This is a genomic window from Ramlibacter sp. (assembly GCF_035548915.1).
Classification (GTDB): domain Bacteria; phylum Pseudomonadota; class Gammaproteobacteria; order Burkholderiales; family Burkholderiaceae_C; genus Ramlibacter.
This window is the reverse complement of the sequence record NZ_DASZSE010000044.1, coordinates 226,038-252,012: the sequence shown is the minus strand read 5'-3', so window position 1 is coordinate 252,012 and position 25,975 is coordinate 226,038. Positions and strand designations below refer to the sequence as shown.

27 protein-coding genes are annotated in these 25,975 nt (G+C 68.9%); 14 read left to right on the top strand and 13 right to left on the bottom strand.

From position 1 onward, the window contains the following. Nucleotides 1–90 precede the first annotated feature (90 nt). The 5 genes from VHA82_RS19170 to meaB are packed head-to-tail and all read left to right on the top strand — an operon-like array spanning nucleotide 91 to nucleotide 5,081. Nucleotides 91–1,794, top strand: coding sequence for an acyl-CoA mutase large subunit family protein (locus tag VHA82_RS19170; protein ID WP_325546754.1), 1,704 nt, complete (start codon nucleotides 91–93; stop codon nucleotides 1,792–1,794). 19 nt (nucleotides 1,795–1,813) lie between these two features. Then, nucleotides 1,814–2,212: a cobalamin B12-binding domain-containing protein gene (locus VHA82_RS19165; protein ID WP_325546752.1), complete on the top strand. Its 399-nt coding sequence runs from the start codon at nucleotides 1,814–1,816 to the stop codon at nucleotides 2,210–2,212. After that, entirely contained in the window at nucleotides 2,194–3,741 is a 1,548-nt protein-coding gene (locus VHA82_RS19160) for a class I adenylate-forming enzyme family protein (protein WP_325546750.1), read from the top strand. The genes VHA82_RS19165 and VHA82_RS19160 overlap by 19 nt, the downstream gene beginning before the upstream one ends. 21 nt (nucleotides 3,742–3,762) lie before the next feature. Then, entirely contained in the window at nucleotides 3,763–4,146 is a 384-nt protein-coding gene (locus VHA82_RS19155) for a hotdog domain-containing protein (protein ID WP_325546748.1), read from the top strand. After that, nucleotides 4,143–5,081 (top strand): methylmalonyl Co-A mutase-associated GTPase MeaB, encoded by a 939-nt coding sequence (gene meaB, locus VHA82_RS19150; RefSeq protein ID WP_325546746.1) that lies wholly within the window; start codon nucleotides 4,143–4,145, stop codon nucleotides 5,079–5,081. Before VHA82_RS19155 ends, meaB begins: the two co-directional genes overlap by 4 nt. A 5-nt stretch (nucleotides 5,082–5,086) precedes the next feature. Here meaB and VHA82_RS19145 read toward each other — a convergent pair whose 3' ends face one another. The 6 genes from VHA82_RS19145 to VHA82_RS19120 all read right to left on the bottom strand — a co-directional run bounded on the left by VHA82_RS19145 (nucleotide 5,087) and on the right by VHA82_RS19120 (nucleotide 10,902). Continuing rightward, on the bottom strand, nucleotides 5,087–5,611 hold the full coding sequence (locus tag VHA82_RS19145; protein ID WP_325546744.1) for a gamma carbonic anhydrase family protein: 525 nt from the start codon (nucleotides 5,609–5,611) through the stop codon (nucleotides 5,087–5,089). 40 nt (nucleotides 5,612–5,651) lie between these two features. Further along, nucleotides 5,652–6,242 carry an ATP:cob(I)alamin adenosyltransferase gene (locus tag VHA82_RS19140; protein WP_325546742.1) on the bottom strand — a complete coding sequence of 197 codons (591 nt, stop codon included), beginning with the start codon at nucleotides 6,240–6,242 and terminating at the stop codon, nucleotides 5,652–5,654. A 133-nt stretch (nucleotides 6,243–6,375) separates the two neighbouring features. Beyond that, entirely contained in the window at nucleotides 6,376–7,584 is a 1,209-nt protein-coding gene (locus VHA82_RS19135; RefSeq protein ID WP_325546739.1) for a CoA transferase, read from the bottom strand. Continuing rightward, entirely contained in the window at nucleotides 7,584–8,564 is a 981-nt protein-coding gene (locus VHA82_RS19130) for a tripartite tricarboxylate transporter substrate binding protein (RefSeq protein WP_325546738.1), read from the bottom strand. The genes VHA82_RS19135 and VHA82_RS19130 overlap by 1 nt, the downstream gene beginning before the upstream one ends. Next, complete coding sequence (locus tag VHA82_RS19125; RefSeq protein ID WP_325546737.1) at nucleotides 8,561–9,742, bottom strand: acyl-CoA dehydrogenase family protein; 1,182 nt, start codon at nucleotides 9,740–9,742, stop codon at nucleotides 8,561–8,563. The genes VHA82_RS19130 and VHA82_RS19125 overlap by 4 nt, the downstream gene beginning before the upstream one ends. Then, nucleotides 9,739–10,902, bottom strand: coding sequence for an acyl-CoA dehydrogenase family protein (locus VHA82_RS19120; RefSeq protein ID WP_325546736.1), 1,164 nt, complete (start codon nucleotides 10,900–10,902; stop codon nucleotides 9,739–9,741). Before VHA82_RS19120 ends, VHA82_RS19125 begins: the two co-directional genes overlap by 4 nt. A gap of 100 nt (nucleotides 10,903–11,002) precedes the next feature. On the opposite strand from VHA82_RS19120, the gene VHA82_RS19115 reads away from it, so the two are divergent. The 8 genes from VHA82_RS19115 (at nucleotide 11,003) to VHA82_RS19080 (ending at nucleotide 17,772) form a co-directional block, all read left to right on the top strand. Next, nucleotides 11,003–11,827, top strand: coding sequence for an IclR family transcriptional regulator (locus tag VHA82_RS19115; RefSeq protein WP_325546734.1), 825 nt, complete (start codon nucleotides 11,003–11,005; stop codon nucleotides 11,825–11,827). 100 nt (nucleotides 11,828–11,927) lie between these two features. Then, entirely contained in the window at nucleotides 11,928–12,290 is a 363-nt protein-coding gene (locus tag VHA82_RS19110; protein ID WP_325546732.1) for a protocatechuate 3,4-dioxygenase, read from the top strand. After that, nucleotides 12,290–13,126 (top strand): class III extradiol dioxygenase family protein, encoded by an 837-nt coding sequence (locus VHA82_RS19105; protein ID WP_325546730.1) that lies wholly within the window; start codon nucleotides 12,290–12,292, stop codon nucleotides 13,124–13,126. Before VHA82_RS19110 ends, VHA82_RS19105 begins: the two co-directional genes overlap by 1 nt. Nucleotides 13,127–13,193: 67 nt before the next feature. After that, on the top strand, nucleotides 13,194–14,171 hold the full coding sequence (locus VHA82_RS19100; RefSeq protein WP_325546728.1) for a Bug family tripartite tricarboxylate transporter substrate binding protein: 978 nt from the start codon (nucleotides 13,194–13,196) through the stop codon (nucleotides 14,169–14,171). A 4-nt stretch (nucleotides 14,172–14,175) separates the two neighbouring features. Beyond that, on the top strand, nucleotides 14,176–15,054 hold the full coding sequence (locus VHA82_RS19095) for an SMP-30/gluconolactonase/LRE family protein (RefSeq protein ID WP_325546726.1): 879 nt from the start codon (nucleotides 14,176–14,178) through the stop codon (nucleotides 15,052–15,054). Continuing rightward, complete coding sequence (locus tag VHA82_RS19090) at nucleotides 15,051–16,373, top strand: Rieske 2Fe-2S domain-containing protein (RefSeq protein WP_325546723.1); 1,323 nt, start codon at nucleotides 15,051–15,053, stop codon at nucleotides 16,371–16,373. The genes VHA82_RS19095 and VHA82_RS19090 overlap by 4 nt, the downstream gene beginning before the upstream one ends. Further along, a complete protein-coding gene (locus VHA82_RS19085) occupies nucleotides 16,370–17,362 on the top strand; it encodes an aldo/keto reductase (RefSeq protein ID WP_325546721.1) in 993 nt (330 codons plus the stop codon). Before VHA82_RS19090 ends, VHA82_RS19085 begins: the two co-directional genes overlap by 4 nt. A gap of 5 nt (nucleotides 17,363–17,367) precedes the next feature. Then, nucleotides 17,368–17,772: a RidA family protein gene (locus VHA82_RS19080; protein WP_325546719.1), complete on the top strand. Its 405-nt coding sequence runs from the start codon at nucleotides 17,368–17,370 to the stop codon at nucleotides 17,770–17,772. A 32-nt stretch (nucleotides 17,773–17,804) separates the two neighbouring features. On the opposite strand, the gene VHA82_RS19075 is transcribed toward VHA82_RS19080, so the two are convergent. From VHA82_RS19075 to VHA82_RS19055, 5 genes are all read right to left on the bottom strand, one after another. Beyond that, nucleotides 17,805–18,704, bottom strand: coding sequence for a LysR substrate-binding domain-containing protein (locus tag VHA82_RS19075; RefSeq protein WP_325546717.1), 900 nt, complete (start codon nucleotides 18,702–18,704; stop codon nucleotides 17,805–17,807). 63 nt (nucleotides 18,705–18,767) lie between these two features. Then, nucleotides 18,768–21,443 (bottom strand): excinuclease ABC subunit UvrA, encoded by a 2,676-nt coding sequence (locus tag VHA82_RS19070; protein WP_325546715.1) that lies wholly within the window; start codon nucleotides 21,441–21,443, stop codon nucleotides 18,768–18,770. Nucleotides 21,444–21,568: 125 nt separating this feature from the next. Next, nucleotides 21,569–21,913 carry a DUF86 domain-containing protein gene (locus VHA82_RS19065; RefSeq protein WP_325546713.1) on the bottom strand — a complete coding sequence of 115 codons (345 nt, stop codon included), beginning with the start codon at nucleotides 21,911–21,913 and terminating at the stop codon, nucleotides 21,569–21,571. Nucleotides 21,914–21,935: 22 nt separating this feature from the next. Then, entirely contained in the window at nucleotides 21,936–22,226 is a 291-nt protein-coding gene (locus VHA82_RS19060; protein ID WP_325546710.1) for a nucleotidyltransferase family protein, read from the bottom strand. A gap of 85 nt (nucleotides 22,227–22,311) precedes the next feature. Beyond that, entirely contained in the window at nucleotides 22,312–23,373 is a 1,062-nt protein-coding gene (locus VHA82_RS19055) for a malate/lactate/ureidoglycolate dehydrogenase (RefSeq protein ID WP_325546708.1), read from the bottom strand. 62 nt (nucleotides 23,374–23,435) lie between these two features. On the opposite strand from VHA82_RS19055, the gene VHA82_RS19050 reads away from it, so the two are divergent. Continuing rightward, nucleotides 23,436–24,176, top strand: a complete 741-nt coding sequence (locus tag VHA82_RS19050; protein WP_325546706.1) for a sulfotransferase family protein — start codon at nucleotides 23,436–23,438, stop codon at nucleotides 24,174–24,176. A gap of 132 nt (nucleotides 24,177–24,308) precedes the next feature. Here VHA82_RS19050 and VHA82_RS19045 read toward each other — a convergent pair whose 3' ends face one another. Together VHA82_RS19045 and VHA82_RS19040 are read right to left on the bottom strand one after the other, a co-directional pair. Continuing rightward, on the bottom strand, nucleotides 24,309–25,301 hold the full coding sequence (locus VHA82_RS19045; RefSeq protein ID WP_325546704.1) for a quinone oxidoreductase: 993 nt from the start codon (nucleotides 25,299–25,301) through the stop codon (nucleotides 24,309–24,311). A gap of 12 nt (nucleotides 25,302–25,313) precedes the next feature. Further along, the gene (locus tag VHA82_RS19040) at nucleotides 25,314–25,916 is read right to left on the bottom strand and encodes an RBBP9/YdeN family alpha/beta hydrolase (protein ID WP_325546702.1); all 603 of its coding nucleotides are present in this window, start codon (nucleotides 25,914–25,916) and stop codon (nucleotides 25,314–25,316) included. Between the last annotated feature and the right edge of the window lie 59 nt (nucleotides 25,917–25,975).

The window sequence follows — 25,975 nt, the reverse complement described above, 5'->3', positions numbered from 1 at the left end:
TGCCTTCATGCATTTTCGTTGGCGCCGCGCGGCGGCCGCTGGCAGCATCCACGGCGTCGGCACATGCGGTGCCCACTGGAAGGAGCGGTGGTGAACGAATCGAACGAACCGGCCATGGCACCAGGCTCGCCGGACCTGCAAGCGTGGCGCGAAACGACGCTCGCGTCGAGCGTGCGGAAGATGCCTGCACGCCAGGGGACGTTCACGACGCTCTCGGGCCTGCCGATCAAGGACCTCTACACGGCCGCGGACGCGGGCGCGGACGCGGGCGCGAGCGGCGACGCCGCGCGCGGCATCGGCTTTCCCGGCGAGTACCCGTACACGCGCGGCGTGCACCCGACGATGTATCGCGCGCGGCCGTGGACCATCCGGCAAGTGGCGGGTTTCGGCACCGCCGAAGACACCAACGGCCGCTACAAATACCTGCTGGACCACGGCGAGACGGGCCTGTCGACCGACTTCGATCTGCCCACGCTGCTCGGCTACGACTCGGACCATCCGGTGGCCGTGCCCGAGATCGGAAAGATCGGGGTGGCGGTGGACACCGTGGAGGACGTGCGCCTCCTCATGAAGGACATCCCGCTCGATCGCGTGTCCACGTCGTACACCATCAACGCCTCGGCTTTCGTGCTGATGGGAATGTACGAGGTCGTCGCGAAGAACCAGGGTGTCGGCAAGGAAAAGATCACCGGCACGATCCAGAACGACATCCTGAAGGAATACACGGCGCAGAACGAATACGTGTACCCGCCCGCCCCCGCGGTGCGGCTCGTGGTGGACACGATGGAATACGCCGCGGAGATGATGCCCCGCTACAACCCGGTGAGCGTGTCGGGCTACCACATCCGGGAAGCCGGGGCGACTGCGGTGCAGGAGCTCGCCTTCACGCTCGCGGGTGCCCACTGCTACGTGACCGAAGCGGTCAAGCGCGGGCTCGAGGCGGATTTCGTCGCGCCGCGCGTGTCCTTCTTCTGGGACATCCACAACGACTTCTTCGAGGAGATCTGCAAGCTGAGGGCGGCGCGGCGGCTGTGGGCGCGCATGATGCGCGACTGGGTCGGCACGAAGGACCCGCGGTCGTGGACGATGCGCGCGCACTGCCAGACGGCGGGCGTGAGCCTCACCGCGCAGCAGCCGGACAACAACATCGCGCGCACCGCGATCCAGGCGCTCGCCGCCGTGCTCGGCGGCACGCAGTCGCTGCACACGAACTCCAAGGACGAGGCCTACCAGATCCCCTCGGAAGGCGCGATCAAGATCGCCGTGCGCACGCAGCAGATCCTCGCGCTCGAGAGCCGCGTCGCCGACGTGGTCGATCCGCTCGGCGGCTCCTACTACGTGGAATCGCTCACGAACCGGCTCGAGGAAGAAGCCGAGGCGTCGATCCGGCAGGTGCTCGATCGCGGCGGCATGGTCCGGTGCATCGAGGATGGCTTCATCCAGCGCCAGATCGCCGACGCGTCGGCCACCTACCAGCGCGCGCTCGAAACCGGCAGCGAATACATCGTGGGCGTGAACGTGCACGTGGAGCCGCAGGGCGCCCTGCCTTTCGAGCCCTTCGTGCTGGACCCCGGGCTCGGCGAGCGTCAGATCCGGCGCACGCAGGGCATCAGGCAGTCGCGCCCGCGAGCCGAGCATGCCGCGGCGCTGAACGAAGTCGAGCAGGCCGCGCGGCAAGGCCGCAACACGATGCCGCCCGTGGTGCGCGCGATCCGCGCGCAGGCGACGGTCGGCGAGATCTGCGACGTGCTTCGCGGCGTGTACGGCGAATACCGCGCACCCATCGTCTACTGAAAAACCGAGGATCGAGCCCATGAGCAAGCCATTGCGCGTCGTGGTCGCCAAGCCGGGCCTGGACGGCCACGATCGCGGCGCGAAGATCATCGCCCGAGCGCTTCGCGACGCCGGCATGGAAGTGATCTACACGGGCATCTTCCAGACGGTGGAGATGATCGTGAGCACCGTGGTGCAGGAGGATGCGGACGTGCTGGGCCTCAGCATCCTGTCGGGTGCGCATCTGCACTTCTCGCAGGAGATCTGCCGCGGCCTGCGCGAGCAGGCCAGCCGGGAGGTGCTCGTGATCATGGGCGGCATCCTGCCGCCACCGGACATCCCGCAGGTGAAGGCGCACGGCGTCGCGGAGGTGTTCGGCCCGGGCACGCCGACATCCGCCATCGTCGACTACATCCATCGGTGGCAGGCGCAGCGATGACGGGTGTGACGCCGGGAGCGAAGGGCGGAATCCTGAGGCTGGACGCCCTGCTGGACCGCGCCGCGCGATCCCGCCCGCGGCGCGAAGCCGTGGTCTTCGGCGACATCCGCCGCACTTACGCCGAAGTGCACGATCGCACCCTGCGGCTCGCGGGCGGCCTGCGCGCGCTCGGCGTGCAAAAGGGCGACCGCGTGGCGATGTGGACCACCAACTGCGCGGAGTTCATGGAAGTCTTCTTCGGCGCCGCGATGCTGGGCGCGATCGCGTCGCCGCTCGACTACTGGTGGAACTGGCAGGAAGCATTCGCCGCGCTGACGCAGCTGCGCCCGCGCATCCTGATTCTCGGCGCGGCGCAGGCCGAAGCCGCGTTCGCGGCGCGCGCAAGCCTCGGCGAGTGCGGGATCGAACACGTGTTCTGCCTGGACGCACCGCCTTCCACTGCCGCGTTCGACTCTTACGCTGATTTGATCGCGCGATCCGCGCCGCTGGAAGAACCGTCGCAGGTCGCTCCATCGGATCCGGCGGTGATCCTCTTCACTTCCGGCTCGACCGGCCGCTCCAAAGGCGCGGTGCATACGCACGGCAGCCTCACGGCGACCGCGGCGACGATGGCGCTCGAGCTGGACTTGCGCGACGGCGAACGCACGCTGCACTTCCTGCCGATGTTCTCCTCCTGTCTGGAACACCTGCTGCCGCTCACGCTCGTGCGCGCGACGCACGTGATCCTCGCGCGGTTCGACGCCCCCACGATCTGGGAGACGGCGCGCTCGTGCGGCATCACGCACATGAACGCGGTGCCCACGACCCTCAGGCGGCTGCTCGAAGGCGCGCCCGAGGAGATACCGCCCTCGCTCGCGCTCGTCTCGTATGCGTCCGAGCGCATGCCGCGTCCGCTGATCGCCGCGCTCGTGGAGCGGATGCCCCGCGTGCGGTTCGTGCAGTTCTACGGAATGATCGAGCACCTGTGCCTCACGGTGATGGACTCGCAAGACCAGGTGCGCAAATCGGGGACGGTCGGCCGCCTCATGATCGGCGCGCAGCTGCGCGTGGACGACGCCGGAGAAATTCACGCCCGCAGTGCGTCGATGTTCGCGGGCTACTGGCAGGATGCGCCCGCCACCGCGCAAGTGATGCACTCCGGCTTCATGCGCACGGGCGACCTGGGCCGCTTCGACGAAGAGGGCTTCCTGCAGCTCGAAGGCCGCGTGAAGGAGATGATCAAGTCCGGCGGCATGACCGTGATCCCGGCGGAAGTCGAAGAGGTGCTCGTCGCGCATCCCGGGGTGCGCGAGGCGGCCGTCGTCGGCGTGCCGGACGATCAATGGGGCGAGGCCGTCCACGCCTTCGCGGTGCTCGCGCCCGGCGCCTGCGTGACGCAGGCCGACCTGAAGGCGTTCACGCAGGAGCGCCTGGCCGGCTACAAGCGGCCGAAGGTCATCCACTTCGTGCCCGAGCTGCCGAAAACGGGCATCGGCAAGATCGCGCGGCGCATCGTGCGCGAATGGGTGCTCGCATCCGCGACGCGCTGAAGCGCCTGGAGGTCCCCGTCCATGGAAACGATCATTCGACTTCGCATGTCCACCGCCGACGGCCACTACGGCGGCGGGCTGGTGGATGGCGCTCGCGTGCTGCAGCTCTTCGGCGACGCGGTGACCGAGGCGCTCGTGCGGCACGACGGCGACGAGGGCCTGATGCGCACCATGAACGCGGAATTCCTCGCGCCGGTTCGAAGCGGCGACTTCCTCGAAGTGAAGGCGGCGCTCGTGTCCACCGGCAACTCGTCGCGCCGGTTCGAATGCACCGCGCACAAGGTGATCGAGCTCGTGGACGCGGCCGACTCGGCGGCCGACGTGCTTGCCGAGCCGCTTCTCGTGGTCAAGGCCACGGCGGTCGCCGTCGTTCCCTTGTCGAAGCAAAGGAAGCCGGTCCGGTGAAGACGGTGGAGGATCTCTTCGCGGGCGCCCGCGCCGGCCGCATGGCCGACATCGCACGGCTCGTCTCCATCGTGGAAAACGAAGAGGCGCAGTGCGCGGACGTGATGCGCGCCGCGCACCTGCAGGCGGGCCGCGCGACGAAATTGGGCGTCACCGGCCCGCCCGGCGCGGGCAAGAGCACGCTCGTGTCGGTGCTCACGAGCGCCTACCGCCGCAAAGTGCCGCGCGTGGCCGTCGTGGCCGTGGACCCCTCGAGCCCCTGGTCGGGCGGCGCGATCCTCGGCGACCGCATCCGCATGCGCGACAGCTATCTCGATGCGGGTGTCTTCATCCGCAGCATGTCCAATCGCGGCCAGTCGGGCGGGCTCGCGCGCGCGACGCGGCGCGTGGTGAACGTGCTGGATGCGGTGGGATTCGACGTGATCCTCGTCGAGACCGTGGGCATCGGCCAGCAGGAAATCGACGTCGCGAGCGTCGTGGACACCGTCTGCCTGCTCACCATTCCCGGGGCGGGGGACGACATCCAGGCCATCAAGGCGGGGGTGATCGAGATCGCGGACATCCTGGTCGTGAACAAGTCGGACCGGCCGGGTGCCGAGGAGGTCGTGCTGGATCTGATGCAGATGCTCAAGCTCGGGATGCCCCGCAACGACTGGCGCGTGCCGGTCATCAAGACGTCGGCGGCCGGCGGCACCGGTATCGAGGAGCTCATGGATGCCGTGAACGAGCATCGCGACTGGGCGGCACGGGGCGGCGAAGCCCAGCGGCGAAACGCGGATGCGATGCGCGCCGAAATCCATGCGCTCCTGCGCGAGCAGGTGCTGCGCGACCTGGCGGCGCGCCTGGATGCGCGGGAAGTCGATGCGCTGGTGAATCTCGTTGTCGCCCGCGAGCTCGACCCGTATGCGGCGGTGGAGCAGCTGCTCGGGCGGTGAGCCTCTCAGCCCGTGCGGACGAGTTCGACGAGGTACTGCTTCGCCTTGCGCACGTAGTCTTCGGCGGCGCGGTCCAGATGCGCCAGGTCCTGCTCGGAGAGTTCGCGCACCACCTTGCCGGGCACGCCCATGATGAGGCTGCGGGGCGGAAACCGCTTGCCTTCGGTGATGAGCGCGCCCGCGCCGACGATGCTGCTCTCGCCGATCACGGCCCCGTTCATCACGATCGCCTGGATGCCGATGAGGGACCCGGAGCCAATCTCGCAGCCGTGCAGAGTGGCCTGGTGGCCGACGGTCACGCGCTCGCCGAGCGTGAGCGGATAGTTGAAGTCGGTGTGCAGAACGGCGCCTTCCTGCACGTTGCTTTCGTTGCCGATGCGGATCGGCTCGTTGTCGCCGCGGACGACGCAGCCGGGCCAGAGCGACGCGCGTGCGCCGACGATGACCTCGCCGATGAGGACGGCCTCGGCCGCCACGAAGGCGTCCGCGGGCACGAAGGGTTGCTTGTCACCGATGCGGTATTGGGCCATGGGAGCGAGCGGTCTCCATCCGAAACGCGGCTTGCGCGGACTACCGATGGTGCCACCGATCGAGCGCGCCCGTGTCGACGCGCGCGACCACTTGCGCCACGACCGCGAGCAGGTCGGACAAACGGTTCAGATACCGCGCCGTCTCGCGATTCACGCTTTCCTGCCCAAGCGCATGGCCAACGCTTCCGCGCGGAGCCTGCGCCTCGAGCTCGACGAGCGTCCACAGCCGGCGTTCCGCCCGCCGCGCGACGGCGCGCGCGAAAAGACACGCTGCGCTCGACTGCGCGGCGGCCGGGGCGATGGATGCCCCCGTCGCGGCCCGCTGCGCATCGAACGCGTCGAGCTCCTGCTCGATGCGAGCGACGTCCGCGCGGACGATCGTCGCCCTGGCCGGAACGCGCAGCTCGGCGGCGACGGTGGCGAGATCGTCCTGGATGCGCAGCAGGCAGTCGGCCACGGGCTGGGGCAGTGACGGCATCGCCGTGACGATGCCGATCGCGCAGCTCAGCTCTTCCACGCAGCCGCAGGCTTCCACCCGCTCGTGGTTCTTCTGCACACGCAATCCATCGCCGAGCGCCGTCGATCCGTCGTCGCCGGTGAACATGTAGACCCCGCCGAGCCGAGTTCCCATTTGCGTTTGCGAGCCTTCTATCTCTGCCAGACGGCGCTCATGCTGCCACCGCTCGCGCCACGGAGCCAACGAAAATGTGTGAAGGCTGCTATCAGGGCGGCTTATCGTGCGGCCCGGGCCCTGCGACCCGGCCCTAAACCACGCCGGCTTCCTTCAGCGAGGCGAGGCGAGCCGCATCGACACCGATGCCGGCATAGATTTGCGCGTTGTCCTGCCCCGTCGCCGGGCCCACGGAGGAGACTGCGAATGTTCTTCCCGCGAAGCGCGGCACGATCGCCGGCGCGGGAATGGAGCCCAACTCCGGATCCTGCAGCTGGACGAACGCTTCGCGCGCGCGAAAGTGCGGGTCCTCGAGCGCATCGGCGATCGAATACACCTTGCTGAACGGCACCTCGCAGCGATCGAGCCGGCGCGACAGCTCCTGCAGCGGCAGGTCCGCGCACCACGCGCCCACGATGTCGTCCAGTTCCACGTGATGCTTCGTGCGCTCGACGTTGGTGCGGTAGCGCGGGTCCTTCGCGAGCTCGGGCCGCTCCATCGCCGTGCACAGCCGCGCGAAGATCGGGTCGGACGAGCCCACCAGCGTGATCCAGGCTCCGTCGGCGCTGCGGTACACGTTCGACGGCGCGGTGTAACTCGCGCGCGAGCCCGTGCGTTCGCGCGCCACGCCCGAAAAACGGTATTCGGCGGCGAGCGGATCGAGAATGCGCATCAGCGCTTCGGTGGCCGAGAGATCGATCTCCGCGCCCCGCTGCTCGCCGCGCGGCAACGCATTGCGCTCGGCGAGCGCGGTGGCGATCGCGAACGCGCCGAAGACGCCCGCGATGGCATCGCCGAGCGGGTAATTCATGTGCTGCGGCGCACCGCCCGGCTCGCCGCTCAGGTGCGTGAGCCCGCTCATCGCCTCGAAGATGCGCGCGAAGCCGGGCTTGCGCGCATACGGGCCGGTCTGGCCGAAGCCCGTGAGCCGCAGCACGATGAGGCGAGGATTGCGCGCGTGCAGCGTCGCGATGTCGAGGCCCCAGCCGTCCAGCGTACCCGTGCGGAAGTTCTCCACGAGCACGTCGAAGCCTTCGATGAGCCGCAGGAAGAGCTCGCGGCCTTCGGGTTTGCGCACGTCGAGCGAGATGCCCTTCTTGCCGCGGTTGCCCGTCTTCCAGAAGAGCGCGTGGCCTTCGTGCACCGGAGCCAGGCCGCGCAACGCGTCGTTGCCTTGCGGCAGTTCGAGCTTGACGACCTCCGCGCCCATGTCGCCGCACAGCGTCGCTGCGAACGGCGCGGCGAACACGGTCGCCATGTCGAGGATGCGCACGCCGCCGAGCGGATAACCGGGGTTCGCCATCACTTGCTCGTGAGGTCCGCCGAGCGCAGCACCGGCTCCCACGCGCGGCGGTCGGCCTTGATGCGTTCCTCGAAAGCCGCCGGGCTCGGGTTGAGCGGGGCCGCGCCCAGCTTCGCCAGCTTCTCCTTCGTGGAAGGCTCCGCCATCACCTTCGCGAGCGCCTGGTTCAGCCTGTCGACGATGGGCTGCGGCGTGCCCTTGGGCGCGACGATGCCCATCCAGAGGCCGGTGTCGAGGCTGCCGAGCCCGAGTTCCGCGAAGGTGGGCACGTCGGGTGCGGAGGGCGAGCGGCTCTTGCCGGTCTGCGCCAGGATGCGAATCTGGCCGCTACTCATGTACGGCAGCGTGCCGCCCAGGTTGTTGCACATCACCGGGATCACGCCGCCGATCAGGTCGTTCACCGCGGGCGCATTGCCCTTGTAGGGCACGTGCTGCATCCTGATCTTCGTCTCGTGATTGATCATTTCGCAGACGAGGTGCGAGGGCGTCGCGACGCCGGCCGAGCCGAACGACAGCGAACCCGGCTTCGCCTTGTCGGCGGCAACGAGGTCCTTCAGCGACTTGTACGGCGTCATCGCGTTGACCGCGATCACGTTGGGCAGGTCGGCGACGAGCCCCACGCGCGCGTAGTCGTCCACGGGGTTGAAGCGCAGGTCCTTGTGCACGTACGGCAGGAACACGTTCGTGAGGCCCGCCATCAGCAGCGTGTAGCCGTCGGGCGCGGCCCTCGCGACGAACTCCGAGCCGATGAGGCTGCCCGCGCCGGCCTTGTTGTCCACGATGACCTGCTGGCCCAGCTCCTTGCCGAGGTCGATCGAGATCGCGCGCGCGACGAGGTCCGTGCTGCCGCCGGGTGGAAAAGGCACCACCAGCTTGATGGGTTGCTCGGGGTACGCGGCGTGCGCGAGCGTCGCAGCCAGGGGCAGGGCCAGCGCGGCCATCGCGGCCAGCGCGCCGCGGATCGTGCATCGGACATTCATCGGTTCGTTCCTTGGTTGGGTTGGAGAAAGCGGCGGCCGAGCGTGGCGCGGTGCAGCTCGGTGGCGCCGTCGTAGATGCGAAAAGGCCGCAGCTCGCGCAGGATCAGCGCGACGGGCGCGTCCTCGGACATGCCGAGCGCGCCCATCAGCTGCGCGGCGCGGTCGGCGACGCGATAAAGCGCCTCGGACACGAACACCTTCGCCATCGCCGACTCGGTCTTCACGTCGACGCCCGCATCCATGCGCGCCGCGCAGTCGAGGATGAAAAGCCGGCACGCATGCAAGTCCAGGTGGCAGTCCGCCACCATGGCCTGCACTTGCTGCAGCTCGGCAAGCCGGTTGCCGAACGAGCGGCGCTCGTTCACGTACTCTTTCGCGAGCTCGAGCGCGCGGCGGGCTCGGCCGATCAGGCGCATGCAATGCGACACGCGCGCGGGCTGCAGCCGCTCTTGCGCATACACGAGCCCCTTGCCCACTTCGCCGAGCACGGCGTCGTCCTCGACGAAGCAATCCGCGAACTCGATCTCGCCATGGCCGCCGATGGCATACGGATCGATCGCCGCGATGGCGCGTTGCAGGCGAAAGCCGCGATTGGACGATTCCACGATGAACTGCGTGGGACCTTCTTCGGTCTGCGCGAGCACGATCGCGAATCGCGCGCCCACGGCGCCGGTGATGAACCACTTGCGGCCCTCGATCAGCCAGCCACCGGCGACGCGCTTCGCGCGCGTGAGGAGCATCGAGGGATCGGACCCGGCGCCGGGCGCGGGCTCGGTCATCGCGAAGCAGGAGCGAAACTCGCCTGCGGCGAGCGGCCGCAGGTAAGCGAGCCGCTGCGCATCGGAGCCCTGGCGCAGCAGGCTGATCATGTTCGGCTGGTCCGGCGCGGCGCAATTGAGCGCGCCGGGGCCGAGATAGCTGCGGCCGGCTTCTTCCAGCACCACGCTGCGCTCCACCCAGCCGAGCCCCATTCCGCCTTCGGCGCGCGGCATCTGCGGCAGGTACAGGCCGTGCTCGCGCGCGATCGGCCTGAGCCGGGCGAGCGCGGCGTCGAGCGCCTCCGGATTGTTCGCATGCGAGGAAGATTCCATCGCCATCGCATGCCGTTGCACGAACGCTCGCACGCGTGCCTTGAGCTCCACCAGTGCGGCGTCGCGCTCGACTTCGACGAGGTTCATCGCGCCCGCGCCTCGTGTTCGCGCAGCGCGAGCTTCGCGATGTTGAGCTGGTGAATCTGGCTCGTGCCCTCGTACAGGCGGAAGAGCCGCACGTCGCGGTAGTAGCGCTCGATGGGGCTGAAGTCGGCGATGTAGCCCGAGCCGCCGAACATCTGCACGCAGCGGTCGGCCACGCGGCCGCACATCTCGGATGCGAAGTACTTGCACATCGATGCGGCCAGCACCACGTCTTCGCCGCGGTCGCGGGCGCGCGCGGCCTCGACGATCATCGAGCGCGCCGCGAAGATCTCGGTGCGGCAGTCGGCGATCATCCCCTGCACGAGCTGGAAGCTCGCCACGGCCTGGCCGAACTGCTCGCGGCGCGAGGTGTGGGCCATCGCGAGCTCGAGCATGCGCATCGCCGGCCCCGTGCACAGCGCCGCCAGGTGCAGCCGCTGCTTGTTCAGCACCTTCATCACCGTCCTGAAACCCTCGCCTTCCCTCTCGCCGATGACGTTGGCCGCCGGCACCCGGCAGTCCTCGAAATGCACATCCGACACGGGCGAGCCGGACTGGCCCATCTTGCGATAAGGCTCGCCCGTGCGCAGCCCCGCGCCGCGCTCCACGATGAAGGCCGTGAGCCCGGCGCTGCCGGTCGTGCCGGCGTCCGTGCGGGCGATCACGGTGAACACGTCTGCAAGCGGCGCGTTGGTGATGAAGCGCTTCACGCCGTTCAGGACGTAGTGGTCGCCCTCGCGGCGCGCCCGAGTCTGGACGTTGGTCGCCTCCGAGCCCGCATCCGGCTCGGTGAGCGCGAGGCAGCCGGTGAGCTCGCCGCGCGCCATGCGCGGCAGCCAGCGTTCCTTCTGCGCGGGCGTGCCGTCGGCCACGAGCGCCTCGGAGCCGATGCCGGTGTTGGTACCCACGCGCGCGCGCAGCGCGACCGAAGCCTGCGACAACTCCATCGCGCACAGCACGAGTTCCTCCGACGTGAGGCCGAGGCCGCCATACGCCTCGGGAATGCTCCAGCCGAAATAGCCCTTGCGGCGAAGCTCGTCGACCACGGCTTGCGGAATTTCGCCGGCGCGGTCGACCTGGTCTTCGATGGGATGCCAGCGATCGCGCACGAAGGCGCGTATGTCGTCCAGCAAGGCGTTCAGGCGGGCGGTGTCGCGGATCATGCGGCGCACTGTAGGCCGCGGCGGCGGAAATTGCGAACTGCAGTTTCAAATATTGAAACAGCGATGCGCGTCCGCGCCGCCACGGCCCGAGAATGGCGCCATGCGCAAGCACCGCCCCGTGCATCGGATCGACGACCAGGAAGACCTGCGCCGCATTCGCGACGAGGACCCCAATTTCTCCGGCACGCTCGCGAAGGGACTCATGATCCTGCAAAGCTTCGTGAAGGACCCGCGCGCGCACGCCAACAGCGAATTCGCCGAGCGCCTGGGCCTGCCGCGCCCGACCGTGAGCCGGCTGTGCCGCAGCTTGCAGGCGCTCGGGTTTCTCGACCACGACGACCGGCTGGACCGCTACTTCATCGGCCCGGCCGCCGTGACGCTCGGCTACCCTTACGTGATCAACACGCCGCTGCTGTCACAGCTTCGGCCCGCGATGCAGTCGATGGCGGACCGCTTCGAAGGCGCGGTGTCGGTGGGCGTGGTGATGGACCTCGACGTGGTCTATGTGGAGACGTGCGCGCACGAGCACGGCACGCTGAAACGCCCGGGCGTGGGCGCGGTGCGCGGCATCGTCGAGACCGCGATGGGCCGGGCGTGGCTCGCGCGGCTCACGGTGGCCGAGCGCAACCGCTTTCTCGCGCGTGCCCGGCAGGACCGCGCGGACGAATACACGCGCAGCACCGAAGGCCTGAAGGACAGCCTCGCCAACTACGGCAAGCGCGGCTTTTCCATCAACATGGGCGATGCGGGCCTGGGCGTGCTCGCAGTGGGCGTGGCGTCGAACATCCGCTACGGCCCGCGCAACCTGCTCTTCAACTGCGCGGTGCCCGGTTACCGCGCGAAGCCCGCGGATCTGATGAAGACGATCGGGCCGACGCTCGTGCAACTCGTGAACATGGCGGACCGGCAGGTGGGGTTGCGGTAGCCGGTTTGCATTCCCGGTTGGAATAGCTGGTAGTAGGACGCTCCCCTTCCTCCCCGCCCGCGACGCGCGGAAGATGCGGCACATCAGGAGCGTGACCTCCATGCCAACCCCACAGATCGATCGCGAGCGGCCCATCGCGGGCACCCAGGTCTTCGGCCTCAGGGAGTCGCACCAGGGCCTGCGCATCAACCGCCTCTGCCACTCGCTCACGCAGGCCGCGAATCGCGAGGCGTACCGGCAGGATGAGGGCGCCTACCTGTCGCGGTTCGGCCTCACCGAGGAAGAGACCCGGCTCGTGCTCGCGCGCGACTTCAACGGCCTGCTTCAGGCCGGCGGCAACATCTTCTTTCTCATCAAGCTCGCTTCCGTGACGGGGCTTCCTCTCTACCGCATGGGCGCGCAGATGCGCGGCGAGAGTTACGAGGCCTTCCTCGCCACGCGCGAGCAGGCGGGGGCGACCTGATGGCACGGCTCGTCGCGGGCATCGGGACGTCGCACGTGCCCACCATCGGCGTCGCGCAGGACCAGGCGAAGCACGAGACGCCCGAGTGGAAGCCGCTCTTCGACGCGTACGTGCCCGTGCGCGAATGGCTTGCGCGCCTGAAGCCCGACATCGCGATCACCGTCTACAACGACCACGGCGCGGATTTCTTCTTCGACAAGTACCCCACCTTCGCCGTCGGCGCGGCCGGCAGCTATGCGGTGGCCGACGCGGGCTTCGGCAAGCGGCCGCTGCCGCAGGTGCCCGGCGCGCTCGAATTCTCGTGGCACCTGTGCGAGTCGCTGGTCTACGACGAGTTCGACATCACGGTCTGCGAGGAACTGAACGTCGACCACGGCTTCCTCGTTCCGATGAGCATGTGCTTCGATGTCTCGGCGGGCTGGCCCGTGCTCTGCGTGCCGGTCGCGGTCAACGTGCTGCGGCATCCCCTGCCCACCATGCGGCGGTGCTTCCGCCTCGGCCAGGCGATCCGCCGCGCGATCGATTCGTATGCGCCGGACGGTCGTGTCGCGATTCTCGGCACCGGCGGAATGTCGCATCAGCTGCAAGGCGCGCGCTTCGGGTTCCTGAATCGCGAAGGCGATCTCGACTTCCTGGACCGGATCGAATCCGACCCCGACAGCCTGCTCGCCCTCACGCACCAGGAGATGATCGAGCGCTTCGGCGCCGAAGGCATCGAACTCGTCATGTGGATGGTCATGCGCGGCGCCATCTCGCCCGCGGCGCGCCGCGTGCATCGCAACTACTACGCGCCGATGACCACCGGCATGGGCCTCGTCGCGTTCGAGGAGGCGTGATGCGTGCGTCTTCGCGTCGCCTCTCCTTCGCCCCACGTTCCAACTTTGCCGACAAGGAGTCGCCGTCATGAGTTCCCGTCGAGTCGTCATCAAGGGCCTGGGCGCCGCCGTGCTGGGCGCCGGCGCGCCGTTCGTCCGCGCGCAGTCGGACCTGCCGCCCATGCGCCTGTTCGTCGGTCTTCCCGCGGGCACTTCGACGGACGTCGCGGCCCGGCTCGTCGCCGAGAAGCTGCACAACCAGACCGGACGCGCGATCGTCGTGGAGAACAAGGCGGGCGCCGGCCAGCGCCTCGCGATGGGCGAGCTGAGGCGCATGGCGCCCAACGGCAACACGCTGCTGCTCGCCACGAGCGGGCCCTTCAGCATCTACCCGCACATCTACAGCAAGCTCGACTACGACCCGTTCAAGGACTTCACGCCGATCGCGGGCGCGGCCGTCTTCGACGTCGGCATTTCCACCGGGCCGATGACGGGCGCGAAGACGATGCCCGAGCTCATCGCGTGGATTCGCGCACAGAAGGGCAAGGCCGCATTCGGCTCGCCGGGCAACGGCACGCTTTCGCACTTCGTGGGCATCGCACTCTCGCTCGGCCTGAACGAGCCGCTCACGCACGTGCCGTACAAGGACAGCAACGTCGCCGTCCTCGACGTGGCCGCGGGACGCCTGCCGATGCACATCACGGGCATGAGCACGACGATCGAACTGCACAAGGCCGGACGCATCCACATCGTCGCCGTCTCCGGCGAAAGGCGCTCGCCGGTGCTGCCCGATCTGCCGACGCTCAAGGAAAACGGCATCAACGTGAGCGGCACCGCGACGATCGGCCTCTTCGGCCCCGCGCAGATGCCGCCGCCGCTCGTAGCCGGCATCGCGGACTCGTTCCTCAAGTCGTTCCAGGGCGCGGACATCGCGCCGCGCCTGGGCATCCACGGCATCCTGCCGCAGCCGTGCGGGACGGCGGAGTTCGCGCAGTCGCTGCGCGATGAATACGCTCGCGTGGAGGTGCTCGCCAAGGCGAGCGGCTACGTGCGTGCCGACGAGTGAGCGCGTGGCCGAGTGCGTGACGTCATACCGGGCGACGCTCGGCGAAGGGCCGCTCTGGGTGGCATCGCGCAACGCGCTCTACTGGATCGACATCCGCGAGGACACCTTGCTGCGCTACGAGCCGGCCACAGGCCGCACCGGGCTCATGAAGCTGCCTGCCAGGCCGACGGCCCTCGTGGAACACGCGGCCGGTCACCTCGTCGTGAGTTTCAAGAAGGGTCTGGGCGCGGTGGACTTCGACTTGCAGCGGGCGTGGACGCTTCCGATCGAAGGCGTCGACTTCGCGCGGGAAGATTTCAACGATGCGGCGTGCGACGCGTCCGGGCGCCTCTGGATCGGCACGCGCGATCCGGACCCGGCACCGCGCGCGCGCGTGGGCAAGCTCTACCGCGTCGGCCCCGGCCTGCGCGCCCGGTGCATGGACGAAGGCTTCGTCATCTCGAATGGCCGTGCGTGGAGCCCCGACGGCGCCACCTTCTATCACACGGATTCGATGCCCGGCCGCATCGATGCGTACGATTTCGATGCGGCCAGCGGGTCCCTGTCGAATCGCCGCGTCTTCATCGACTACACGGGTCGGGGCTTCCGCCCCGACGGCTGCACCGTCGACGCCGAGGGATGCCTCTGGGTCGCGGAGGTCGAGGGCTCGCGCGTCGCGCGCTACTCGCCGCGCGGCGAGTTGCTCCAGCGCGTGGAGTTGCCGGTGCGCAAGCCCTCGAGCGTCATGTTCGGCGGGGACGACCTGCGCACCCTTTTCATCACGACCGTGTCCGCGGGCCTCACGAGCGAGGAAGCGAGCGCGCAGCCTCTTGCAGGCGGCCTCTTCGCACACCGCAGCGACGTCCCCGGCCTGCCGGAGCATCCCTTCCGATCCTCGCCATGAGAACAGCACAGGACCACATCGATCTCACCCGCGTCGGCCCCGGCACGGTGATGGGCCGCTTCATGCGGCAATACTGGGTGCCCGCCGCGAAGTCGAGCGAACTCGCGCGAGGCGGAGCGCCGATCCGCCTCCTGCTCCTCGGTGAGAAGCTCATCGCCTTTCGCGACGGCCAGGGCCGCGTCGGCGTCATGGATCACCGCTGCCCGCACCGGTGCGCGTCGCTCTTTCTCGCGCGCAACGAGGAAGCGGGCCTGCGATGCGTCTACCACGGCTGGAAGTTCGACGTGAACGGCCAATGCATCGACATGCCGAGCGTGCCGCCGCAGCTCGACTTCAAGGCCAACGTGAAGGCGCGCGCCTATCGCACAGCCGAACGCGCGGGGCTCGTCTGGGTCTACATGGGCACGCGCGCCGAGCCGCCTCCGCTGCCTGCCATCGAGGCAACGCTGCTGCCCGAGGCGGAGCTGGACGTGATCTTCATCCAGCGCGCCTGCAACTGGCTGCAAAGCCTCGAAGGAGACATCGACACGTCGCACGTCGGCTTCCTGCACATGGGCCACGTGAAGCCCGAGGACATTCCCGAGGGCCACTACATGGAGCACACGCTCACGCCGCGCTCGCCGCAGTATCACGTGAGCGACACGCGCTGGGGCACGGCCTACGCCGCCTACCGCAACGTCACCATCGGCGGCGCCGAGAAGACGTACTGGCGCTTCGGCCACTTCATGTTTCCGTTCTGGACGCAGTTCCCGCAGAACGCGCTGCACGACCACCTGCACGCGCGCGCCTGGGTGCCGCTCGACGACGAACACACGATGACGATCTACCTGAGGTGGAAGCGCACGCAGCCCAGGCGCGAGCCGCTGCTGGGCGGCGTGCATCTCTCGCCGAGCCATCGGGAAGAGTACCTGCCGAACACGAGCGACTGGCTCGGGCGATTCCGCGTCACCGCGAACGAGCGCAACGACTGGGGGCTGGACCGCGAGGCGCAGAGCCGCAACATCATCTTCACGGGCATCGACAGCATCTACCTGCAGGACCAGGCCGTGTGCGAGAGCATGGGGCCGATCACGGACCACTCGCACGAGCACCTCGGCCCGGGAGACCTGATGGTGGTGCGCACGCGCCGCCGCCTCCTCGCGGAGGCGCGCAAGTTCGCCGAGTCGGGCAACGCGCCGCCGGCACTGGAAGAGCCGGAGAGCTATCTCGGCGCGCGCGGCGGTCACTTCGTCGCGCCGGCCGGCATCGACTGGATGGCGGCGTATCGCGACGAACTCTCAGCGGCCGAAGGCCCCGCGAAGGGACGGAGGGCCTGGTGAGGCAGCGGCCGCTCGGCGCCACCGGACTCGCCGTCTCCGAAATCGGATTCGGCTGCGGGCCGACGGCAGGGTTGATGATCGAGGCGAGCGCGGCCGAACGCCGCGAAGCCGTGGGCGCCGCCCTCGAGCGCGGCATCACCTATTTCGACACGGCGCCGGTCTATGGCGGCGGCATGTCGGAAGCGCATCTCGGACAGGCGCTCGCCGAGCTCGATGCGAATCCGGTCGTCGCGACCAAGGTCGCGCTCGAAGCGCAGGACTTCGGCGACATCGCGCAGGCGACGGTTCGGTCCGTCGAAGCGAGCGTGCAAAGGCTCGGGCGCCCCGTCACGCTCATCCATCTGCACAACCGGATCGGTGCCGCACGCGCGGCCCGCGCGGCTTTCGGCTCGGGTGCGATGCTCACCGTCGATGACGTGCTGGGACCCGCCGGTGTCATGGAAGCGTTCGATTTCCTTCGCGCGCGCGGCCTCGTTCGCTACTTCGGATGCTCTGCTTACGGAGGCGACATGCACTGCGTTCGGACCGTGGTGGAGGCCCATCGCTTCCATGCGCTCGTCGTGAGCTTCAGCGCGTTGAATCCGACCGCGTGGAAGGCTTGCGCGGCGGGTGCGGCGCTGCGCGACTACGCAGGCATCGGCGACCGCGCCGCCGCATGCGGGATGGGAACGATCGCGCTGCGCGTGCTGGAAGCCGGTTTGCTCGGCGCCGCGATGCCGCCGCCCGAAGCCGGATCGGAGCAGGAGCGCATGTGGCGGCTCGCGCCGGCCGTGCGCGAACGCTTCGCCGCGGAAGGCATCGCGCCCGCGCAAGGCGCGATCCGCTACGTGCTGTCGCAGCCGGGCATCTCCTGCGCGCTGGTGGGCTTCTCGTCGTTGGCGCAGATCGCGCAGGCGGCCGACGCCGCGGCGGCGGGGCCGCTGGCCGCTGGATTGCTCGATAGGCTGGAGGCGCTGCGCACGTCCGGCCCGGCCTTCGCATCACACTGAACACCATGTCACCTCCCATCTTCCACATGATCCACGGCGCGCCCGATCCGGTCGCGCCCTTTTCGCATGCCGTCGAAAGCGATGGCTGGGTGTTCCTCACGGGCCAGATGCCCTTCGCGGGCACGGCCAACGATTCGCCCTACCCCGAAGGCATCGAAGCGCAGACGCGCCAGGTGATGGCGAATCTCTCGCGCGTGCTCGAGGGCTGCGCGCTCTCGCTTGCCGACGTGCTCGTGTGCCGCGTCTATCTCACGCACTTCGAGGAGGACTACGCCGCGATGAATGCGGTGTACGAGGGCTATTTCGCACCGGGGCGAAGGCCGGCTCGCACCTGCATCGGCGTGAGCGGCCTCGCGCGCGGCGCGCGCATCGAGATCGACATGCTCGCCCGGCGTTCGCAGGCTTCGTGAGGGCACGGGCGCTTCGGATCGGCAGCCGCGCATCAAGCGAGCAGCTTGCGCGCCGGCGGCACGATGATGTCGAGCACGGCCTGCTGCGTGAGCGTGGGCGGCCTTTGCGAACTCACGACGAGGCTCAGGCGGCTCCTCACCGGCGGCCCGGCGATCCGGCGGATCGTGAAGCGGCCCGCATGCGGCGAAGTCTTCACGGCGCGGCGCGACAGCAGCGTGCTGCCCGCGCCGTCCGCGACGAGGTCGAGGATCGTCGGAACACCATCGACTTCGAAGGCGATCACCGGCTTGCAGCCGCGGCTGGCCATCTCGGTTTCCACGAGCAGCCTGAGCGTGTTCGGACGCGTCGGCATGACGAGCGGCAGTCGCGCGAGTTCCTCGATGCTCGCCTCGCGGGGAGATTCGGCGCCGGGCCGCACGGACTTCTGCACGAGAAACAGTTCCTCTTCGACGAGGAGCGTGGAGATGAGGTCCGGTGACGTCGTGGGGTTGTAGAGGAAGGCCGCGTCGAGGCTGCCGTTGACCACCGCCTCCTGCATCGACTGCGTCATGCCCTCCGACACGGCGAGCACCACCTGCGGCAGCCGCTCGCGCACGTCGAGGATGAGCGGCGCAGCCAGCACCCGCGCGATGCTCGGCGACATGCCCACGGCCACGCGGCCGGCGAGCGCGCCCTGCACGCGGCCGAGCTCTTCGCGCACGCGTGCCATCTGGTGCAGGATGCCGCGGCCATGATCGAGGAGAAGGCGTCCCGCGGCGGTGGGGATCACGCCGCGGCCGGTACGCGTGAGGAGGGTCTGCCGCAGTTCGACTTCGAGCAGGCGGACCTGCTTGCTCACGGCGGGCTGCTCCACGTGCATCGCCGTCGCGGCCCGGGAGAAACTTCCGAACTCCGCGACCTTGACGAAGTATTCCAGCTGCTTGAGATCCATGGCGCAGGCTCGACAAGGCATTATGGAGGCATCCCCCGTTTCCTCGCGCATTGCGCCCCGCGATCAACGCGCCGATGTCAGGCACTGCGCCAGATAGGGCGCCGTACGGCTTTCGTGCGACATCGCGACTTCGCGCGGCGTACCGGCAGCCACGACGCGCCCGCCCTGCTCCCCCGCGCCCGGGCCCATGTCGATCACCCAGTCGCATTGCGCCACGACGCGCATGTCGTGCTCCACGACGACGACCGTGTTGCCCTCGTCCACCAGACGCTGCAGTTGCGCAACCAGCCGATCGGTGTCGGCCGCATGCAGGCCCGTCGTGGGTTCGTCCAGGATGTAGAGCGTGTCGCCGCGGTGCATGCGCTGCAGCTCGGTGGCGAGCTTGATGCGCTGCGCTTCGCCGCCCGAGAGCTCGGTGGCGGGCTGGCCCAGGCGGAGATAGCCGAGCCCGAGGTCCAGCAGCAGCTGCAACGGTCGCAGCACCTGCGCCTCTTCGGCGAAAAAGGCCGCGGCTTCCTCGACCGTCATCGCCAGCACGTCGGCGATGCTGCGCTCGCGCCAGCGGACCTCGAGCGTCTGCGCGTTGTAGCGCGCGCCGTGGCAATCCGGGCACGGCGCGTACACGCTCGGCATGAAAAGCAGCTCGACGCAGACGAACCCTTCGCCCTCGCAGGTGGCGCAGCGGCCCTTGGGCACGTTGAAGGAGAAGCGGCCCGCGTCGTAGCGGCGCTTCCGCGCCGCGGGCGTTGCGGCGAACAGTTTGCGCACGGCGTCGAAGAGTCCGGTGTAGGTCGCGAGGTTGGAGCGCGGCGTGCGCCCGATCGGCTTCTGGTCCACCTGCACGAGCCGCCGGACCGCGACAGTGTCGCCCGCAAGCCCGCCGGACCAGGAGCCCGCCGCCGCGCCCGGGTCCAGCAGGTCGTGCGGCTGCGCGTCGTCTTCCGTCAAAGCGCTGCCGATGTGCCGAGCGACGAGTTCCAGCAAGGCACGTGTCACGAGCGTCGATTTGCCCGACCCGGACACGCCCGTCACCGCCGTCATGCAACCGAGCGGGAACGAGGCATCCAGTGCCTCGAGGTTGTTGCGCGTGATGGCTTTGAGCTCCAGCCAGCCTCGTGCCGGCCGCGTCTTGCGCGAGGGCGGCGGCGCTTTCGCGAACAGATGGCGACGCGTCTCGGATTCGGCGATCTCCGAAAGGCCCGCGGGCGGACCGCTATAGAGCACCCGCCCCCCGCGCTCGCCGGCCGCCGGTCCCACGTCCACCAGCCAGTCGGCGCACCGCATGAGCGACAGGTCGTGCTCCACCACGTACACCGAATTGCCGCCCGCCTTCAGGCGTTGCAGCGCGGTGACGAGCGCTTCGCCATCGGCGGGGTGCAATCCGGCCGATGGCTCGTCGAGCACATAGATGACGCCGAACAGTTGCGAGCCGAGCTGCGTCGCAAGCCGCAGGCGCTGCAGTTCGCCCGGTGACAGCGTGGGCGTGCTGCGATCCAGCGACAGATACCCGAGCCCGAGTTCGCACAGCACGCTCATGCGCTCCACGAGATCGCGTGCGAGACGCTGCGCCGCGAGGCGCTTTTCTTCGGAGACCGCGGAAGTGAGCCGGACATCGGGCGCGCCCGCATGCGCCGCGCCGCCGCGCGCCACACGCGCGGCCGTGGCGCGGCGCGACTGTTCGCGAGTGAGCTTGTCACCCGCGAAAGCGTCGTCCTGCAGCCGGCCCTCGGCCGCGGGACGCAGCAGCGCCATCGCCTCCTCGATCGGCTTGCCCGCCAGCGCGCCGATGTCGTGACCCGCGAAGGTGACGCCAAGCGCCTCCGGCTTCAGCCGCTTGCCCGCGCATACGGGGCATGGCGCGCTCACGATGTACTGCGAGACGCGCTTTTTCATGAGCGCACTTTGCGTGCCCGCGAAAGTATGCAGGACGTAGTTGCGCGCGCTCGTGAAGGTGCCCATGTACGCGGGTTCGGTTCGGCTTCGCAGCGCGGCGCGCGTTTCCTTCGGAGTGAAGCCCGGATACACCGGCACCGTCGGCGTCTCGTCGGTGAAGAGGATCCAGTCGCGGAGCTTGCGCGGCAGCTCGCGCCAGGGCCGGTCGACGTCGTGGCCGAGGCTCACCAGGATGTCGCGCAGGTTCTGGCCGTGCCACGCGGGCGGCCAGGCGGCGATGGCACGTTCGCGGATCGTGAGCGAATCGTCCGGGACCATCGACGCTTCCGTGGCATCGAAGACGCGGCCCTGGCCGTGGCAGTGCGGGCACGCGCCCTGCGGCGTATTCGGCGAGAAGTCCTCGGCGTAGAGCATCGGCTGTCCAGGCGGGTAGTGGCCGACGCGCGAATAGAGCATGCGCAGGAGGCTCGACAGCGTCGTGACGCTGCCGACCGAAGAGCGCGTGCTCGGTGTGCCGCGTTGCTGCTGCAATGCGACGGCCGGCGGCAGGCCTTCGATGCTGTCCACGTCCGGCACGCCCGCCTGGTCGATGAGCCGCCGGGCGTAAGGCGACACCGATTCGAGGTAGCGGCGCTGCGCTTCCGCGTAGATCGTGCCGAAGGCGAGCGAACTCTTCCCCGAACCCGAGACGCCGCTGAAGACGACCAGTGCGTCGCGCGGGACGTCGACGTCCACATCCTTCAGGTTGTGTTCGCGCGCGCCCCGCACGCGCACAAAGCCGCTGCGCGCCGGAGCGTTCTGGATGAGGTCGGCTTCGTCGCCGCCGTTCCTGAACTCCCTGGACATGGAAGTTCACGGTAGAGGCGTTCGATCTTCGGATCCGTCGGAAGGCGCGGAAAGTAGTGTAGGTAGGCTCCTCGGATTTTCCCCGGTCCTCGATCGGCCATGCGCTTCAGCGAGCGGTTCGCCCTTCAGGAATCGCCCGTCCCATTGCGAAAGGTCGAATCGGCTCCAGGCGGTGCGGCGAGTTGCTGCAGCAGGGGCAGGATCGCCGGAATCTCAACGGTGACTGACTCCCAGACGAGTTGGGCGTTGATGTCGAAGTAGGCGTGGATAAGGCGGTTGCGCATTCCGATGATGGCTTTCCAGGGAATCGCGCTTCCGGCAACGCGTGTATCCTCCGAAATCCTGCTCGCAGCCTCGCCGAAAATTTCGATTGCGCGAACGACAGCGAACAGCAGCATTCGGTCCGCATCCAAGTCCTCGCGCCTGCGTCCAGTCAGAAAGCCAATCGCATCGTGCGCGGCGCCGATCATGTGTTCGAGTCGAATGCGGTCTTCACTGCGCATATTGAACCAATGCCGTGCGCACGACTTCGTCCCTGAAATGCCGAGAAAGATCTTCGGGCGTTCGCAAGTCGATCTTGCGGCCGCCAAGTAGATCGGACAACTCGATTTCCATCGCCGCCACACCGATCAGGCCAGGAATGTGCTCTGGTTCGAACTCCGCCAGCAGGTCGATGTCGCTGTCGGGCCTCGACGTTCCCTTCAGCTGAGACCCGAAGAGCGCCAGGCGCCGAATGTGATGCTTTCGGCAAAATCGGGCAACCGCGGCTTCATCGACATTCAAGCTGGGATGCATATCCAATTCCCCGTTTTGTAGATGGTGCAAATCTACAGCAATTGACGGCCATCGCCTTGGTTGCCAGCGGATTTCACGGATGGGTCACTCCCACCCCGACCTTGCCGCCGGCCGCCACGATCTGGGACCAGGTGGTCTCGTCCACCTCGATGCCCTCGCGCTCGCGCTGCGCGCGAGCTGTGCGCTCGGGCTCGCCCGCGATCCGCACCTTGTCGCTGTCCGGCGCGTGAGGACTTTGCCTCAGCCAGTCGACGAAGGCGAGCGCTTCCTGCTCGAACGCCGACCCGGTGCCGAGCCGCTCAGGATCGATCACGACCGTGAGCATCCCGTTCACGACCGAGCTGCGGCCATCGGCCGGGCGGTGCAGCGTGCCGCCGCCGGTCAACGCGCCTCCCAGCAATTCGCACGCGACGGCGAGGCCGTAGCCCTTGTGTTCTCCAAAGGGCAGCAGCGCACCGAAGAGGCCGCCGGCTTGCGGCACGACCGCCACCCCGGGGTCGGTGGTGGGCCGGCCTTGCTCGTCGATCAGGAGCCCCTCCTGCACGCGCCGGCCTTCGTTGTAGGCGACCCGCATCTTCCCCTGCGCCACGCGGCTCGTCGCGAAGTCGAGCACGAACGGCTCGCGCCCCCGCAGCGGAATGCCGATGCAGCACGGATTGGTGCCATAGCGCGCGTCGGCGCCGCCCCAGGGCGCGACGATGGGACGCGACAGCACGTTCACGAAATGAAGCGACACGAGCCCCTCGGCCACGGCCATTTCCGCGAAGTGGCCGATGCGGCCGAGGTGATGCGCGTTGGCGAGTGCGCAGATGCAGCTGCCCGTCTCGCGCGCACGCGCGATCGCAAGCCGCATCGCGTCTTCACCCACGACCTGGCCGTAGCCCCGCTGTCCGTCCAGCGTCATGAGGGAGTGCACATCGAGCACGACCGCGGCCCGCGCGTTCGGCTGCAGCCCGCCTTCGAGCACCGCGTCGACATAGCGCGGGACCATGCCCACGCCGTGCGAGTCGTGGCCGCTCAGGTTGGCGAACACCAGGTTGCGCGCCACCGAAGCCGCTTCCTCTTCGCTGCTGCCCGCGCCCCGAAGCACGGCCGCGCACCGTTCGCGCAGCGTCTGCGCCGCGAATCTTTTCATGCCTGTCTCCTGCCGCCGAAGAAAAGGGCATGATGCGCCTTTTGCGTGAGGAGGCTTTCCCCATGGCCCTGAAAGTCATCGGCGCCGGGTTCGGCCGCACGGGCACGATGTCGCTCTACACCGCGCTCAATCAGCTCGGACTGCCTTGCTACCACATGATCGAGGTGCTCAAGAACCCGCGCAACCGGACGCACCTCGACTTCTGGCTGCGCGTTGCCCGCGGCACGGGCGGCGAGCAGCACGATTGGGAACAGGTCTTCGAGCACTACGCCGCCGCGGTCGACAATCCGGCGTGCTGCGTGTGGCGCGAATTGCTGGCGGCCTATCCGGATGCGAAGGTGATTCTCACCACGCATCCGCGCGGCGCGGCCGCGTGGTACGACAGCACGATCGACACGATCTACTTCACCGAATCGATGTGGCAGTTCAAGGTGCTGGAGGCGCTCACGCCGTTCGGCGCGAAGTTCGGCGAGATGAGCCGCAAGCTCATCTGGCAGCGCACGCTGCACGGCACGATGAACGATCGCGCGCGGGCGATCGCCCGGCACGACGAACACGTGGCCGAGGTGAAGGCGGCGGTGCCGCCCGAGCGGCTGCTCGTGTTCTCGGTGGATGAAGGCTGGGGGCCGCTTTGCCGCTTCCTCGGCGTCGCGGAGCCGCAGAGCCCGTTTCCCAATGTCAACGACCGCGCGCAGATCAAGGCGGAAATCCGCAACATCGTGCGCGGGGCCTACGTGATGGTGGGGCTCGCCGCGGCAGCCGCCGCCGCGCTCGTGTACGGTGCCGTGCGCTGGCTCGGCTGAGCAACCGTCACGCCGTAGCGCTCCTGCAAGACGCGCAGCATCGCCACCTCGCGCGCGGACAGTGCGAATGATGCCGGCAGCGCATGCGCATGCGCATGCAGGACCGAGGACCACAGCCCTCGCCCGTGCGCCTCAGGGCACGAGCACCGTCGCGCCGGTCGTGCCGCGCGACTCGAGCGCGCGGTGCGCCTCGGCCGCGTCGGCCAGCGCGAATTCCTGCCTGGGCTCGCTCGCGATGCGTCCGGCCAGCACGTGGCCGAAGAGCTCGTCGGCCATCGCGAGCATGTGCGCACGCGGGGTGGCGTAGTGGATCATCGCGGGCCGCGTGACCCAGATCGATCCCTTCACCGCGAGCAGCGTGGTGTCGAGCGTCACGGGGCCCGAGGTCGTGCCGTTGCTCACGAGCGTGCCGCGCACCTGCAGGCTGTCGAGCGAGGCCGCGAGCGTGTCCTTGCCAACCGAGTCGTACACCACCGGCACGCCCCGGCCGCCGGTCAGCTCGCGCACGCGCCGCGGAATCTCGCGCGCCATGTCCTCGGGGGTCATGCCGCCCGTCACGATCGTGTGGGCGCAGCCGTTGGCTCGCGCCACGGCGGCCTTCTCTTCGGTGCTGGCCGTGCCGATCATCGTGACGCCGATCGCGCGCGCCCACTGGCAGGCGATCAGGCCGACGCCTCCCGCGGCGGCGTGGTAGAGGATCGTCTCGCCGCCATTCAGCGGATGCACCTGGCGAAAGAGGTACTGCGCCGTGAGCCCCTTCATCATCAGCGTGGAGGCGGTGCGATCGTCGATGCCGCCCGGCAGCGGGATCAGCACGTCGGCAGGCATGACGCGGACGTCGGCGTACGCGCCTTGCGGGCCGAGCAGGTAGCCCACGCGGTCGCCGGCACGCACGCAGTCGACGCCCGGCCCCACCGCTTCGACCACGCCCACCGCGTCGGAGCCGAGCCCGCTCGGCAGCGCGAGCGGATAGCGCCCGGTGCGGAAATAGATGTCGATGAAGTTGACGGCGATGCGTGTGTGGCGCACGCGCGCCTCGCCCGGTCCGGGCTCGCCGGGCTCGACGCTTTCGAGCTGCAGCACTTCGGGGCCGCCGGTCTGATGGAATCGGATGGCACGGGCCATGATGCGTTCTCCTCAGTTGGGAAGCGGCTGGGTTGGCAAGGCATCGGACGCCGCCTGCCGCGTGGCCGCGATGCGGTCGATGAATTCGTGCGCGCGCTGCCATGAGCCGAAGCCGGATGCCGGATTGAGGTGGCCCACCTCGCCCAGGTCGACCAGCGAGCTGCCCCAGTCGTTCGCGAGTCGCGCGACGCGGCCGTACTCGGCAAGCGGGTCGTTGCGGCTTGCCGCGACGATGCTCGCGAACGGCAGCGGCCCGCGCGGCACGGGCAGCCAGCCGCCTTCGCGCAGCGCGTCGAGCGTCGGGTAGCCCTCGGGCATCGGCCGCTCGAAATCCGGCGGCGTGGCAAGCAGCGCGCCAAGCACGCGCCGCGTGGTGCGCCGCGCCCAGTGCGCCACCATGATCGTGCCGGCGCTGTGCGCGACGACGACCAGCGGGCCTTCGATCGCCTGCGCCTCGCGCTCGATGGCCTCGACGCGAGCCGCGCAATCGAGCCGCTCGCGACCCATGGGGGGCACGCAGCGCACGCGGGGCAGTTCGGCGGCCAGCAGCGTCTGCCAATGCTGCGCCGCGTGGTCGCGCAGGCCGGGGACGATGAGGACGGCGGGTTTCGTCATGCCCCAAGCGTAGGCCGGGCCACGCGCGAATTCCCCCCTCCCGTCGGGTGGGAGCGACC

Bases quoted from the DNA above. Each gene is read 5' to 3' on its own strand.
- VHA82_RS19165 (WP_325546752.1), top strand. From the start codon at position 1,814: ATGAGCAAGCCATTGCGCGTCGTGGTCGCCAAGCCGGGCCTGGACGGC.
- VHA82_RS19155 (WP_325546748.1), top strand. From the start codon at position 3,763: ATGGAAACGATCATTCGACTTCGCATGTCCACCGCCGACGGCCACTAC.
- VHA82_RS19145 (WP_325546744.1), bottom strand. From the start codon at position 5,611: ATGGCCCAATACCGCATCGGTGACAAGCAACCCTTCGTGCCCGCGGAC.
- VHA82_RS19140 (WP_325546742.1), bottom strand. From the start codon at position 6,242: ATGGGAACTCGGCTCGGCGGGGTCTACATGTTCACCGGCGACGACGGA.
- VHA82_RS19135 (WP_325546739.1), bottom strand. From the start codon at position 7,584: ATGGCGAACCCCGGTTATCCGCTCGGCGGCGTGCGCATCCTCGACATG.
- VHA82_RS19130 (WP_325546738.1), bottom strand. From the start codon at position 8,564: ATGAATGTCCGATGCACGATCCGCGGCGCGCTGGCCGCGATGGCCGCG.
- VHA82_RS19125 (WP_325546737.1), bottom strand. From the start codon at position 9,742: ATGAACCTCGTCGAAGTCGAGCGCGACGCCGCACTGGTGGAGCTCAAG.
- VHA82_RS19120 (WP_325546736.1), bottom strand. From the start codon at position 10,902: ATGATCCGCGACACCGCCCGCCTGAACGCCTTGCTGGACGACATACGC.
- VHA82_RS19115 (WP_325546734.1), top strand. From the start codon at position 11,003: ATGCGCAAGCACCGCCCCGTGCATCGGATCGACGACCAGGAAGACCTG.
- VHA82_RS19110 (WP_325546732.1), top strand. From the start codon at position 11,928: ATGCCAACCCCACAGATCGATCGCGAGCGGCCCATCGCGGGCACCCAG.
- VHA82_RS19105 (WP_325546730.1), top strand. From the start codon at position 12,290: ATGGCACGGCTCGTCGCGGGCATCGGGACGTCGCACGTGCCCACCATC.
- VHA82_RS19100 (WP_325546728.1), top strand. From the start codon at position 13,194: ATGAGTTCCCGTCGAGTCGTCATCAAGGGCCTGGGCGCCGCCGTGCTG.
- VHA82_RS19090 (WP_325546723.1), top strand. From the start codon at position 15,051: ATGAGAACAGCACAGGACCACATCGATCTCACCCGCGTCGGCCCCGGC.
- VHA82_RS19080 (WP_325546719.1), top strand. From the start codon at position 17,368: ATGTCACCTCCCATCTTCCACATGATCCACGGCGCGCCCGATCCGGTC.
- VHA82_RS19075 (WP_325546717.1), bottom strand. From the start codon at position 18,704: ATGGATCTCAAGCAGCTGGAATACTTCGTCAAGGTCGCGGAGTTCGGA.
- VHA82_RS19070 (WP_325546715.1), bottom strand. From the start codon at position 21,443: ATGTCCAGGGAGTTCAGGAACGGCGGCGACGAAGCCGACCTCATCCAG.
- VHA82_RS19065 (WP_325546713.1), bottom strand. From the start codon at position 21,913: ATGATCGGCGCCGCGCACGATGCGATTGGCTTTCTGACTGGACGCAGG.
- VHA82_RS19055 (WP_325546708.1), bottom strand. From the start codon at position 23,373: ATGAAAAGATTCGCGGCGCAGACGCTGCGCGAACGGTGCGCGGCCGTG.
- VHA82_RS19050 (WP_325546706.1), top strand. From the start codon at position 23,436: ATGGCCCTGAAAGTCATCGGCGCCGGGTTCGGCCGCACGGGCACGATG.
- VHA82_RS19045 (WP_325546704.1), bottom strand. From the start codon at position 25,301: ATGGCCCGTGCCATCCGATTCCATCAGACCGGCGGCCCCGAAGTGCTG.
- VHA82_RS19040 (WP_325546702.1), bottom strand. From the start codon at position 25,916: ATGACGAAACCCGCCGTCCTCATCGTCCCCGGCCTGCGCGACCACGCG.